General features: G+C 53.7%; 12 protein-coding genes. 6 read left to right on the plus strand and 6 right to left on the minus strand.

The window, feature by feature from the left end; translation table 11 throughout:
- On the minus strand, positions 1-274 hold a 274-nt coding region (locus V6D20_17335; GenBank protein HEY9817546.1), incomplete at its 3' end, for an Hpt domain-containing protein.
- 349 nt (positions 275-623) lie between these two features.
- Positions 624-2,501 carry a polysaccharide deacetylase family protein gene (locus tag V6D20_17340; protein ID HEY9817547.1) on the minus strand — a complete coding sequence of 626 codons (1,878 nt, stop codon included), beginning with the start codon at positions 2,499-2,501 and terminating at the stop codon, positions 624-626.
- Between the two features lie 379 nt (positions 2,502-2,880).
- On the opposite strand from V6D20_17340, the gene V6D20_17345 reads away from it, so the two are divergent.
- Both V6D20_17345 and V6D20_17350 read left to right on the plus strand, forming a co-directional pair.
- A complete protein-coding gene (locus V6D20_17345; GenBank protein HEY9817548.1) occupies positions 2,881-3,339 on the plus strand; it encodes a YbjN domain-containing protein in 459 nt (152 codons plus the stop codon).
- Positions 3,340-3,598: 259 nt separating this feature from the next.
- On the plus strand, positions 3,599-4,075 hold the full coding sequence (locus V6D20_17350) for a hypothetical protein (GenBank protein ID HEY9817549.1): 477 nt from the start codon (positions 3,599-3,601) through the stop codon (positions 4,073-4,075).
- On the opposite strand, the gene lnt is transcribed toward V6D20_17350, so the two are convergent.
- Entirely contained in the window at positions 4,072-5,724 is a 1,653-nt protein-coding gene (gene lnt, locus V6D20_17355) for an apolipoprotein N-acyltransferase (protein HEY9817550.1), read from the minus strand. The genes V6D20_17350 and lnt overlap by 4 nt on opposite strands.
- Positions 5,699-8,404 (minus strand): DNA gyrase subunit A, encoded by a 2,706-nt coding sequence (gene gyrA / locus V6D20_17360; GenBank protein HEY9817551.1) that lies wholly within the window; start codon positions 8,402-8,404, stop codon positions 5,699-5,701. Before gyrA ends, lnt begins: the two co-directional genes overlap by 26 nt.
- A gap of 307 nt (positions 8,405-8,711) precedes the next feature.
- Between gyrA and V6D20_17365 the strand changes: the two genes are divergently transcribed.
- From V6D20_17365 to V6D20_17375, 3 genes are all read left to right on the plus strand, one after another.
- The gene (locus V6D20_17365) at positions 8,712-9,650 is read left to right on the plus strand and encodes a histone deacetylase (protein ID HEY9817552.1); all 939 of its coding nucleotides are present in this window, start codon (positions 8,712-8,714) and stop codon (positions 9,648-9,650) included.
- A 269-nt stretch (positions 9,651-9,919) separates the two neighbouring features.
- Positions 9,920-10,576 (plus strand): sigma-70 family RNA polymerase sigma factor, encoded by a 657-nt coding sequence (locus V6D20_17370; GenBank protein HEY9817553.1) that lies wholly within the window; start codon positions 9,920-9,922, stop codon positions 10,574-10,576.
- 420 nt (positions 10,577-10,996) lie between these two features.
- Positions 10,997-11,500: a hypothetical protein gene (locus tag V6D20_17375; GenBank protein HEY9817554.1), complete on the plus strand. Its 504-nt coding sequence runs from the start codon at positions 10,997-10,999 to the stop codon at positions 11,498-11,500.
- A gap of 125 nt (positions 11,501-11,625) precedes the next feature.
- Here the strand turns inward: V6D20_17375 and V6D20_17380 are convergent, their stop codons facing one another.
- Both V6D20_17380 and V6D20_17385 read right to left on the minus strand, forming a co-directional pair.
- Complete coding sequence (locus tag V6D20_17380; protein HEY9817555.1) at positions 11,626-12,033, minus strand: lysozyme inhibitor LprI family protein; 408 nt, start codon at positions 12,031-12,033, stop codon at positions 11,626-11,628.
- A 157-nt stretch (positions 12,034-12,190) separates the two neighbouring features.
- Positions 12,191-12,715, minus strand: coding sequence for a lysozyme inhibitor LprI family protein (locus V6D20_17385; GenBank protein ID HEY9817556.1), 525 nt, complete (start codon positions 12,713-12,715; stop codon positions 12,191-12,193).
- 181 nt (positions 12,716-12,896) lie between these two features.
- On the opposite strand from V6D20_17385, the gene V6D20_17390 reads away from it, so the two are divergent.
- Positions 12,897-13,763, plus strand: an 867-nt coding sequence (locus tag V6D20_17390; protein ID HEY9817557.1) for a hypothetical protein, incomplete at its 3' end; no start/stop codon positions are given.

A 13,763-nucleotide genomic window follows, 5' to 3' on the forward strand; every position in this document is an offset into this window, starting at 1 on the left:
CAGCGCTGATGTAGATGCCATGAACACCCACGTTAGCACTGGCTCCTTTGATGTAGTGGGCTAGCTTCTCAATTTCATCAAACTGTCGATGGGCGATCGCGTGTTCTAAGGGAATGAGATGAACATCAGTGTCTTCTACAAACAGACCTAAAAGCTGCACTTCAAACTCTGGATCAGAGTCAGAAAGCTGATGAAGATGTTCCCAGTCAATCTGTAGAATCAGCGAGCACTGGGACGTTAATGGTGGATTGGGTGGCTGGGAGCTAACGTTCAAGAGTTACTGTACACATACTCGACGGCGGGGGCATGAACCATCAGACCACAGGTTGTCTGGTTGGAGCCACCTTGTGGGCATCATTGGAGATGATCGATCCACAAGAATGAAGCAGTGACGATGTAAGGGGTTCGCCCGCTATTGTAGTCGAGATGGGCGATCGCTTCCAAATCCTGAGCGAAAACGTTGCCGCCCCGAGGCAGTCTCGGGAGCGAGTGTCGTCGTCCTGAAACATACATTCGACAACGATGATCAACTCCTTCGTCTATCCTGAGATGCTAGGAGGGTAGTGTATACCCTGCCTATTGCGGCTAGAACCCGTTAAGAATCAGAGACCTCACTATCATGACTAATGTTGAGCACTAGCCGGCATACCATGGAGGGAGGTGGCGCACGGATCTGTAGATATAGGGGGCATCAAGCCAACAATATGCGGGACTGGACGTGGCTCGTACCCTACCAGGGATGCCCCTTCATAGGACAAGGAAGTACTGGCTCCTGAATCTAGCATGACAGCATTGTAGAGACCTAGGTTGGCTAGAATTTCCCCGAGATGAACCGAGTCTACAAAATTGTGAGATACGCCGATCACAGGCTGTCCGGCTTGGTTGATTCCCCAAAAGGCACGATGGCGCTTGGCATCAAAATCAAAGAGTCCAGCAAAGGTTTCGGCTGGCTGGGGCTGGCCATCGCGCACGAGCCAAGCCGCTGCAATAAAGGCATCGGTGATGTCGGGCATCTCGGTTTGAAGGCCTTCTAGGGAGTTATGAACATCAGGGTTGAAGGGAATGAACTGGACGCCGGTGGCGTTCATCATCACCAGCGGGCGGTTGATCAATCGATAAATATCGTTGCGATCGCCTGGAATAAACTGCTGGGTGTTTTGACTGTAGACGGGGCCGATCATCTGGTTGGAGTCTAGATATTCCAACGAAAAGAATCCTCCATCGACGGCAGCAACAATATCGGTGTTGGCAATGATGTCTTGGACTTGATAGCGGCTATCGGCATGAACTGTTATGGGTTTGCCGCCTGTAATAAGCGTGAGGGGAATGTCGTCTACGGTATGTTGTTGCTTGATAATGGGTGCGGTAAAGTCCGCCATACCCTCGAAGAAACCCAATGGCACGCCTCCCCAAGCTTGGTCGAGCACGTCCTCAAGCTGGGATTGTCCTAAGCGAGCGATCGCCAGCAGGTTGTCAGACTCTCCGGCCACCAAGTCTTCGGTGTTGCTCATGGTTAGGGCCGCAGAAAAGCCTGCCTCGCTGACTAGTTCGGCAACCTGCCCATCGTAATTCCCTTCTGGATAGGTGAAATAGTCAATGGGGATGCCTAAGCGCTCTTCTAGCTCCTGCTTGGAACCAGCAATTTCTTGGCGGGCATCTTCTATGGAGAGATCTCGCAAATCGGCCGGGTGGGTAATGCTATGGGCGGCGATCGTTACCAGTGGATCGGCGGCCATCTGTGCAAGTTGCTCCCAGTCTAGACCTGGCCGCCCATGATCTCGTCCCACTTTATAGGTATAGATGGAAAACAGGCCTGGATAGCCATAGTCTTGGAGCAGTGGCCAAACGTAGTCATGGTGTCCGAGATAGCCATCATCAAAAGTTAGTAAAATAGGCTTCTCCGGCAGGGGCAGCCCGGTGCGCAGATGGTTGACCAGTTGATCCATACTGACGGGAGTGAGGCCATGGTTGCGAATGAGTTGGAGATGGGCTTCAAACTCCTCTGGGGTGACATCAAAGAAAACGTCTTTCTCTGCCACGATATCGTGGTACATGATCACCGGTACCTTGGCTAGGCGGGCCTGGTCGTGGATTTCTGGCCAGGGACTGGGATTGAGCTGGGCTATCCACTGCGGGGCAGCCATCGTGATCAACGGCTCCATGGAGCTCTGGGGCTGCTCGACCCACTCAACCAGTTGCAGGATCACTTGGGTCACTGTCTGCACAGACAGGGGGAAGGGCAAAGACTGACACTGTTGGCCAAGGTTCACCGTCGGTGAGCTTGCGTCGAGGGGAGCATCCGTGGACGTAGCTGTGGGCTCAGATCTGTCGTTGAGCGATCGCTCTTCGGCACGTTGGGCTTGTACCGGTGTAGATTGCCACGCTTGGGTACGTACGATCGCTACGGTGCTGGCAATTACTAGAAGTAGAATCTGTCTTCGCCAAGGATGGCGCTGTAGGCAAGAGGTTAGGGACTGCATCCAGTCAGCGGGCATGGTCATAGGTTGTCTGGGTTTGAGTCGCGCTCTCGATAGGTGGCTCTCGATCGGTATAGATAGAGGGGTCAGATCTTGTCATACTGGCTCACACAGGCATCATCCGCTCAGAGTAGACAATGTGTGAGAAGACAAGTAAAACTCTGTGTAGCTTTGCTTCTTATAGACATACCGCTACAACGTTAACTCTAGATAAAGTAATTTGACCAAGATGTTGGAGATGGTCGATGGGACATGAGGGCTTTGTGGCTCAGGACATCTACGACAATCTTCGGCAACTCCTATTTGCTTAAGCAACAAAAGATGAAAAATTTTCGAGACTATGGGGCGATCGCCCTCCTAGAGGCTAGAGTTGGGGTAAACCCATTCAGCCATTAAAGAAATCATGACAGTCTATCAAGAAGATGTGTCTGAAACCATGAACCAGACGACTCTCTCGACCAGCTATGTAGATGTAATTGAAACTGTCATCTCTAGCCTAGAGGAAGACCAGAGCGCGATGGTTAGCCATACTGACGATGGCGACCTATGGAAGTTTCAGTACGGCACAGTGGAAGTCTTTGTGTTGCTCACGGGCAACAAGGAAGATGATCTGTTCAAAGTGTGGGCCACGGTTATGGATCTTCCCGCCAAGGATGAGCCAGGGCTGATGCGCAGACTGCTGGAAAAGAACTGGTCTGAAACCCTAGAAGCCAGCTTTGGCATTGTCAATCAGCAGGTAGTGGTGTTAGCTAGCCGCACGGTTGACGATCTCTCACCAGCAGAAATTTCCCGCAATATCACCATTGTGGCAACCATTGCCGACGAGAACGACGAAATACTCAAGGAAGAGTTTGGCGGTTAGGGTATTCGCCCAAGATGGGGCTTGCTCAGATTAGTTCACTATAGTACAATTGAACTAAAGACACATTGATTCTAGAGTTGTACGGCAGTCCGCCTATGGGCTGCTTTTTTATGAGCGATCGCCCTTGCCTGACCCTGGGAGGCTATAGCCTAGGATTAACGAAGCAGGTGCATGCTCTAAATGGTGCGGCTCCATATTAGAATAAAAGAGCTAGCAAGCAATACAGATGTACTTATTTTGACATCAGGTCGTTTCACCTATGGTTCAATACACCCTCACTCAAAGCCCTGAGATTATCCTATCGGTGCCCGGTAAAGATTCTCAGAAAGCACGCAACAAGGCGATGGAGCAACTGATGGAATTAATGGATGAGGGCAAGCTCCCCACTGAGCTGTCGAATGGGTTTAGTCCTAGCGAATTCATTGAGGTCAAAGAGCCGGAGGTGACGCCCTCGGATGATGAAGACGCTATTACCCATGCTGTGCAAGTACTCAGCAATCTGGCGACGCTGAAAATGAAGGTGCAGTCCTCCCGGGAGGAGGCCATGGCGATTCGCACCCAGATCGATAAGTTGTTCAGCGATGCGTTGGTGACCGAGGAAGAACTCACGGATCTCAAGCAGGGGTTTAAGGTGCTGAAAACCTTTGCCCAAAGCAATGTGCGCTATCGGGAAGCTCGGGCCCAGGCAGAAGAGGCCCGCACCATTCTCGATCGCGCTCTGAAAAGTGGTGACTAAAATCTAAAGGGCAATCGCGTCCGGTTCCCCAGATCCCATAAAGAAAGGGCGATCGCTCCCAGACCTAAGACCGGCGTCAGCCAGTTGCCCCAGCGCACGTAGAGGGTTCGGGTTTGGCGGCGGTAGACGGTGTGGGCATGGAGTTCATAGGTGTTGATGTCAGACATCCAGAGGGTATGACCATGGGCATCGACGATGCCAGAGTAGCCGGTGTTGGTAGCTCGTACGGCCCAGCGATCGCTTTCGATGGCTCGCATCACGTCTTGAGCATGATGCTGGGTCGGCATCGATTCTGCATAGTGAGCATTGTTAGAGGCTGTGAGAATTAATTGACCGCCTTGGGCCGTCTGCTGCTGAAAGTGCTGGGGAAAGGCTGATTCGTAGCAAATGCCAACCGTCATCAGTCCCCAGGGGGTCTCGAATCTGGGGCGTATATCGCCAGCGATCATGCGAGCATCAAGGGGCGATAGCCGGTTAATGAGTCCCCCGAGCCAGCGCTCGAAGGGAATGTATTCGCCTAAGGGCACCAGCCGCGCCTTGCGATATTCACTGTAGGTACGTCCATCTCCCAAGACGGTAAACAAGCTATTGGCAATGTCGCCTCCCTCTCCGCCGAAAGCTCCTAGCCAGATGGGAGTTTGCTGTTTCACCACGGCTTGGTAAAGCGAGGTGCGAGTATGCCGTGGACTTGTCCAGACGGTGGGCAGGGCAGTTTCTGGGGTCAACACCACATCAACCCCCTGCTCGGATAGGGTTTCATAGCCTGTGGTGTAGCCTTCGATCGCCCGTCGCCACCCTTCGTCGTAGAGCTTGATGGTATTGGGAATATTGCCTTGAATGATGCCCACCTTCAGGGCAGCGGCGGGGTCATCCTGAAGGGGTTGGATATAAAGCCAGCCGCCGATCAGGTGGGCGCTGATCAGGAGGGCGATCGCTCCTAGTCCATAGGTTCGTGCAGCGGGACGGGAATGGGGCGATCGCCAAGCGATGACTGCGTAGGCCAGCGCACCGTTGACGCCGACGAGCACAGCGGTGATTGTCCAGGGGCCAGAGATCTGACCGAGGTGCAGCAGCAGTAGATTATAGGGGCTTTGGCTATAGGCGATCGCTGACCAGTAGAGCACTCCCCGGCTCCAGATCCATTCAATGGCGCACCAGAGCACGACACCCCACAGGATAGAAAGCCATGGTCGAGGCTGTAGCTGTCGCAGGATTAAGGTTTGAGCGATTGCCCACACGACGGTGATTCCTGCCCCCCAGAGGGTAATGATCAGCCAGCAGACAAGGGCGATGGTGATACTGGCCAGCCAAGGTACGCCCATCCAGGTCATGGGATGCACGCCGGTGATCCAGGCTAGGGCTAGGCCGTGATAGCCTACGCCCCAGGCTAGACCTAGGGCAGCGGCCTGGCGGAGGTTGGAGACGATGGAGTCTGGCCGCAGCGATCGCTGATACACCACCCACCAAAGGGGGGCGATCGCTACCCAAGCTAGCCCATACATACCCACTGGAACCGGCGTCAGCCCCATCACCAGCCCCCCGATCGCCGCAACAATCAGGAGGTTATGGAGCCAGAGCCAACGCCAAAGGCGGCTGTACCATGAGCTAGAGGATCGTTCAGTCTTAGTCGGGACAGTCGTTGGTTTCATCCTCTGTCGCATCTACTGTCCCGTCTACCACGGTTGCATCTACGTCTAGAGCTTGGTTATCAGACGCAGTTGAATCAACGGTCTCTACTTCATCCAACTCTGACCCATCCGCATCGTCTAGGGAAGCAGTCTCATCAAGCTCCTCGTTAGCCGGTGGCACTAGGGCCACCGCCACGATGGCATCATCTTCATCCAAGCGCTGCACTCGTACCCCAGTGGCAGAGCGAGACTGGCAGGTAATCGCTTTCACCACCTGACGGATAATGATGCCCCGGCTGGTGACGATAATAAACTCATCGGCATCGTTGACAACCCGGAGCGCGGCTAGCTCATCCTTGGGTAAGCGGAACTTAATGGCCCGCACACCCATGCCGGCCCGGTTTTGCAAACGAAACTCCGACACCGGCACCCGTTTACCCAAGCCACCGGTGGTAATCACCAGCACCCAAGGGCCTTGATTGCGGGGCGAATTGACGTCGAGATCCTCTGTCTCGCCCTCCAGTTCCGGTTCATCTGCGCTGTTCATCACCTGCTCCACCACTTGGCTCGACAGGATGTCCATACTGATCAGCTCATCACCTTTCCGCAGCGCCATGGATTTGACGCCACGGGTGGGTCGCCCTAGAGGACGTAGCTGTTCCTGATCGGTGCGGAAGTGAATGGTCATGCCCTTGCGGGTACCGATGATCACGCTGTCTTCCGAATGGGCCCGGCGCACCCAGCGCAACTGATCGCCTTCCACTAGGGAGATGGCAATCAAGCCGTTGGTGCGAATGTTGCTGAAGGCCGAAAGCTGGGTTTTCTTGATATACCCACTCTGGGTCAACATGATCAGGTATTCATCGTCGGTAAACTCCGACACCGGAATCACTGAGGTAATCTTTTCATTGTGGGGAATGGGCAGCATCTGCACGGTGGGAATCCCCCGCGAGGTGCGAGAGCCCGTGGGAATTTGATAGGCCTTCAGGCAATAGGCTACGCCGCGATCGCTGAAGAACAGAATGCTGTCGTGGTCACAGCAGGTAATGAAATGTTCAACACCATCATCGTCCTTCATGCGGGTGCCAGCTTTACCGCGGGTGGCCCGGTTTTGAGCTTCAAAGGTGCTCACCGGCATCCGTTTGATGTAGCCCTGCTCTGTCAGCAGAATAATGGCCTGCTCATTGGCAATCAGGTCGATGTCACCCAGGTCGCCGTCATGGGGGGCAATCACCGTGCGACGCGGCGTCCCGTGGGTGGCGCGAATCTGCTCTAACTCGGTTTCAATAATTTCGAGCACGCGATCGCGGCGGTCTAGAATGTCTTGCAGATCCAGAATTCGGGCCCGCAGGTCTTCATGTTCTTGCTGAATTTTCTCGGCTTCTAGGGCCGTCAGCCGCCGCAGTTGCATTTGCAGGATGGCATCTGCCTGGGATTCTGATAGCCCGTGGGACTCAATCAACTCTTGCTTGGCGGTAGGAGCATCGGCGGCCCGGCGGATCAGGGCAATGATCTGATCGAGGTTATCCAGAGCAATCAGCAACCCTTGCAGGAGGTGATCCCGCTCTTCTGCCTTGCGGAGGCGATAGCGGGTGCGGCGCAGGATGGTTTCAATGCGGAAGTCGAGGAAAACCTGTAGCAGAGCGCGAATGCCTAGCAGTTGGGGTTCTCCGTCCACCAAGGCCAGCATATTAACCCCAAAGTTATTCTGCAACGGGGTTTGCTTGTAGAGGTTGTTGAGCACCACGCGGGGGTAGGCATCCCGTTTCAGTTCGATGACGATGCGCATGCCGTTGCGATCGCTCTCGTCGCGAATGTCGGCAATGCCCTCTAGACGACGTTCGTTCACCATCTCCGCGATTTTCTCGATCAGCGCTGCTTTATTGGTTTGGAAGGGCAGCTCGGTGATGATGATCGCTTCTCGGTCAGGACGGCCCCGATGTTCGATCGTCTCAATTTCTGCCACGCCGCGCATGGTGACCGAGCCGCGCCCGGTGGCGTAGGCTTCGCGGATGCCGCTGGTGCCCAAGATTTGCCCGCCGGTGGGGAAGTCGGGGCCGGGAATGTGTTGACGAAGCTCTGAATCGGTCAGCTCGGGATTGTGGATCAGGGCGATGACGCCATCAATCAGCTCCCCAAGGTTGTGGGGCGGCACGTTGGTGGCCATACCCACGGCAATGCCCGATGACCCATTCAGCAAAAGCTGGGGCACGCGAGAGGGCATAACCAGGGGTTCTTGCTGAGAGCCATCGTAGTTGTCAATGAAGTCAACAGTGTCGGCTTCGATGTCTTGCAGCAGCGAGTCGGTGGTGATAGGGCGAAGACGACATTCGGTATACCGCATGGCTGCCGGTGGATCGTTATCAACGGAGCCAAAGTTGCCATGACCGTCTACCAAAGGCGATCGCATGGAAAAGGTCTGGGCCATGCGCACCAAGGCATCGTAGACGGCGGTATCCCCGTGGGGATGGTATTTACCGATCACGTCCCCGACCACACGGGCGCATTTCCGAAAGGGACGATCCGGGCTTAGCCCCAACTCATGCATCGCATACAGAATGCGACGATGGACAGGCTTCAGACCGTCCCTAGCATCGGGTAGAGCCCGTCCTACGATGACGCTCATCGCATATTCTAAGTAGGATCGAGACATCTCACTCCGCAGATCCGTTGGGACAATCCGTTCCTGAGGGGTGCTCATAGGCTGAAAAGCTCCAAAAACTAAAAATTTCAGCAGTTAATGGCTCAAAATAGCTAAAAACTGCTGATCTACCTGCCGATTGGTCTTAAAAGTTATGAATCGCGTCTGCTCATTCTAGCATGTTTTCCCTAAGTAAGGCCTGGGGTGCAATCCCTCTCTGAGGTCTGGCATGGCAGATATAGCAAAGGTTTGGGCGATCGCTGCCTGGGAACGGAGCCGGTAGGTGGCGTAAGTTTCTGCCCATGATCTTACGGGCGATCGCACTCTCCCGTAAGATCGAAAGAAAGCACTTACCTTAGGGCTGCCCATGCTGCCAATTTTCTATGACGACGCCTTCCAACTCCACGACACAGGCTTCTACCATCCTGAGAATGGCGGTCGCTTGACGGCTGTGGCGGCAGCCCTGCGGGCCCAGCCTTGGGCTGATCAGCTTGACTGGCGATCGCCCACCCCGGTTGATCATCAAGGTGATCGGCTCACGCAAGCCCTGCTGCGGGTGCATCCCCGCGACTACCTAGAGGCCGTGCGGGCGCTGTCGAATCAGGGGGGTGGGCAGATTGATCCCGATACCCCCGTTTCACCGTTGACCTACGATGTGGCCAGGCTAGCCGTGAGTGCTTGGTTGGATGGGGTAGATATGGTGCATCAACATCAATGTCCTGCTTTTGTTCTGGCTCGTCCACCCGGACACCATGCTCTAGCCCAGCGCGGTATGGGGTTTTGCATTTTTTCCAACGCGGCGATCGCTGCTTACTACGCCTTGGAGCAGTCAGGCATCAACCGTGTGGCAATTTTCGATTGGGATGTGCATCATGGTAACGGCACCCAGGCAATCGTGGAAACCCATCCTCACCTAGCCTATTGCTCTATGCATCAATATCCGTTCTACCCCGGCACCGGGGCCCCAACGGAACAGGGACACTACAACAACGTGCTGAATATTCCCATGGCAGCCGGAAGCACTATCGAGGATTACAGCCCTCGCCTAGAGCAAGACATCATCCCCTTTTTGAAGGGGTTTGCCCCTGACTTAATCATTGTCAGTGCAGGGTATGATGGCAACCAGGCAGATCCCCTAGCAGGGATCTCGCTACAGCCACGTGACTATGGTCTATTCACCCAAGCCTGTTTGGATGTTTCTCACGCTGTTCTATTGGGTTTAGAAGGGGGCTATGATTACACCACTCTCAGCCAGTCCGTTGTAGCCACCTTAGAAGCCTGCTTAGCCCGAGTTGACATCACCTAGCGTGTGTGTCATCAGAGTGTGCGGATCAAAAACCGTCCCATCGGGTTAAGGATTTCGAAGCACAAGTCGATAGAGTGAGGCTGATGATGATCGAAAGGCCTGCTTATGAGGAGTCACACTCCTCAATAGGGTCAGTCAACATCAACACCCCTCATGCTGAACGCTCCCTCGATCCGGATCAAGGGAGAAGCAAGATGTCCTCCTCGGGAACTTTTCAGCATGATCCTCTATCTGAATTGTCAAGGAATCTCCGGAGCTTCGTTTTGCCCATGAGTCAATCCATTCCCATCACTTGGTCAACGGCTGAGGCAACTTCTCCTCAGATACCTGTGCAAGCAGAAAAACTCTCGAACTACGATCTAATTCTTCGGTGTCAGGCTGGGTTGCGGCCTGAAAAAGCAGCATTCTCTGAACTGATGCGCCGCTACCAATCCCACGTTGATCGGGTCTTGTATCATTTAGCACCTGACTGGTCTGATCGTTCTGACTTAGCACAGGAAGTCTGGATCCGCGTTTACCGCAATCTCAAACGCTTACAGGAGCCTGCCAAGTTTCGGGGCTGGCTGAGTCGGATTACTACGAATTTGTTTTACGACGAACTGCGGAAGCGGAAACGGGTGAGTAGCCCTCTGTCTCTAGATGCGCCTCGGTTTTTTGATGATGGCGAGATGGATTGGGAACTACCGTCGGGGGATCCAGGGCCAGCAGAACAGTTGGCAACTCGTGAGTTTTACGATCAGCTACGAGAGGCGATCGCTGACTTACCCGAAGTGTTTCGCATCACCATCGTGCTTCGGGAAATTGAGGGCATGGCCTACGAAGAAATTGCTGAAATTACGGGTGTTTCTCTAGGAACGGTGAAGTCACGGATTGCCCGCGCCCGCCAGCGTCTACAGCTTCAACTTCAGGCCTACCTACAAGACTAAGGGCAGCTTTGCTCAGGATAGCTCCAGTCATCCTAACGTTGCCTAAATTTGTAAGAATTTATGGGGGCGATCGCTATCTTTTCTCCGGCGCTTCTCGTATGATTTGATCGGTAGAATTGCTGAGCAGGAAACGACAAGTCCTGACGACACTGTTTAACGCCATCAGAGCCGCCCCTCATATTGCTCGTCTGACATCATCCAAACGATAGATAGATTCGGCAACAAATGATCGGTTTTGGGAGTCATAGCTGTTTAGGATGGTCAAATTGGCTGATTCTAGCTCACCTCCCCCATCGTTAGGATGTAAGGCAAAGCCTGGAGGCAGAAACGCAGCCCGTCAGGTTGATTATCCCTCTCTCGTTCTCACCTCATTCGAACCCTAGTTTAGAAAAAAGGTTCACAAGTCTGGAGGGTGAACATATGAATCCATCTTCCTCGTTGAGCATCATGGAACAAATGAAACGCGATCGCTTCGAGCTACTCAGTGCGTATTTAGATGGGGAGGTGACGTCGGAAGAACGTCATCAGGTTGAAACTTGGCTAGCCCATGATCCTCAAGTTCAACGCCTACATCAGCGCCTGCTATCCCTGCGCCAAGGTTTTGGGGCGATGCCCATGCCCTCAGCAGACTACAGTGCCGACCAGCTTGTTCAGGGTGTTTTCCAAACCCTGGAACGTCGCAAGCGTCGTCGTCTGGGCTGGGGTGGAGCGGCGATCGCTGCTATGGCCGTTGGCGTTGTGTCATGGCTCGTCCCTGGTACGTTTACGCCATCGCCACAGTTGGCTACCTTACCAGACTCGAACTCTGCCGGTATGATCGTCCCGGATGATGCCTTGATGATTGCCCTCGATCAGCCGATCGTGGACATTCCTGTACTACCGACCTCTCCCCATCCGAAGGGCGATAAGCAAGAGATCTATTAAAGATCCTGCGCCTCAGGTAGAGGCTTGAGTCTGACAACAGCGCGTGAAGCGATCGCATCTATGGGGGGAGAGCTGCTTAGCTGTTCCCCTATTGCGCTAGGCTACTGGTGTCCGGGGCTAGGTGGCTAGGGAATCAGCGTCGCTTGATACTCCAGTTCTGCCGTGCGTGCTTTGGTGAGGCGTGTTAGACAATCATTCAGATAGGCTGAATATCCGGTGCCATCGATCGCTTCTCGTACTTCAAAGGTACAGTGGGCATCCCGGTAGTCAATCCAAGCTAGGGCTGCATCGGTTAGTTTTTCTTGGGCGGCGGGGCTGAGCTGTGCCTTCCAGTCTTGATAGACACGGTTCAGCTTGGTATCCACCTCGTCATACTGCTCTTGAGCACAGTAGTTATACTCTGGTGTCCCTTGGGGTGCTTGGCAATTGACGTTGGGCGATTGAGCTTGAAGCGTCTGGGCACTGTAGCCTATAAAAGGGACTCCTAGGGCGATCGCAACTCCCGTAACCCAGGCAACATGCTGTTGTTTCATCGAATCTCCTATCATCGAATCTCCTCAGTAGGTAGATCTCAATAAACTGTGTTGTAGGGTGCCGTTAGATGTAGCCGTAACACACCGGTTTGTAAAGCTTTGAACCGTTATGGCTGTGCCTAACGCATCCTACACATTTTTCCCAGAAGAATGATACCTATTGTTGTAAAACCTCAATCCGTTCATCGGTCATGCGTTCTAGACAAGAGTAGTACATCAGCGGTTGGATGGATCCACCTTCAAATAGACTGGCTTCAAAATCGCAGTTGGTATCACGGTAGGCGAGCCAGGCTTCTTGCGCCTCTATCAATGCAGGGCGATCGCTTTGGGGAAGTTGATTCAGCACCTGTTGGTAGAGGCGGTTCAGATCGTCATCTGCTAGCTTATAGGTTTCTCCTGCGCAAAGATTCATATCGGATTGAGTTTGAGCATTCTGGCAGTCCACACCATTGACCACCCCTACCTCGCGTTCGCCTGGGGAGAATGGCGTGATGGGCGTGGGTTCTGGAGCAGAGGGCTCAGGGGTAGGCTCGGGCGCTGGCTCGTCTGGACTGGTGGGTTCTGAGGGAGCTTCAGCCGCCGGCGGGGGCGTTGGACGCTCCGCTGTATCTCCCATCCAGCCACAGCTAGGGGCGATCGCCACCCCGAGAATCAGCCCGAAGCGCAGGAGTCTAATCGTCATCTTGGGGGGGGATAGGTGCATGGGAAGAGTATAGGACAAAACCAGTGCATCCTAGATTACATGAAACTTTGGACAGTGTTGGCTATGATGACCCTAACTCCCCTGTTTTAGGTGAGTCTGACTATCGTCGTCTATTTTGATTATCCCTACTGTAGCTCAGTTGTTGGCATCTGCTAAACCCATGACCAAACCGAAACCTAAGCCTCAAGAGCAAGATCTGCGTCACCCCGATCTCTATTTCAACCGCGAACTCAGTTGGCTGGAGTTCAACCATCGCGTGTTGTCTGAAGCTTTAGATGAACGGACACGATTGCTCGAACGGCTGAAGTTTTTAGCCATTTTCAGCAACAACTTAGACGAATTCTTTATGGTGCGGGTGGCTGGATTAAAGCGGCAGGTGGAAGTGCAGGTGAGCAAGCGCACGCCCGATGGACGAACGCCCCAGGATCAGCTCAATGCCATCAGCGATCGCCTCCGCCCGATGGTGCGTGAACAGCACCGGCATTTCGAGCAAGAGCTACGTCCCACGTTGAAAGATTACGGCATCCATTTGCTGGACTATGATCAGCTGACGCCAGAACAGCAATCTTGTCTGAATGACTATTTTAAGGATCAAATTTTTCCAGTCTTGACTCCCCTAGCTGTAGATCCAGGACATCCCTTTCCCTATATTTCCAACCTCAGTCTCAATTTGGCTGTCGTGGTTGAAGATCTGGAAGCTGGCATAGAACACTTTGCTCGGGTCAAGGTGCCGAAGGTATTGCCGCGATTTCTGCCCTTACCCAAAAACCTCTGGGGAAGCGATGATGCTTCCATCCTCTGGATGGGCGTCCCGTTGGAGCAGGTGATTGCCCATAATCTAGATTTTCTGTTTCCCGGCATGACGATTCGGGAATATCATCCGTTTCGGATTACCCGCAATGCCGATTTGGAACTAGCGGAAGATGAAGCAGATGACCTGATGATGGCGATTGAGCAAGAGTTGCGCAAACGTCGCCTAGGCGGATCGGTGGTGCGGATGGAGGTTTCGTCTACGATGCCGGATTGG

The sequence above is a fragment of the Candidatus Obscuribacterales bacterium genome, assembly GCA_036703605.1.
Classification (GTDB): domain Bacteria; phylum Cyanobacteriota; class Cyanobacteriia; order RECH01; family RECH01; genus RECH01.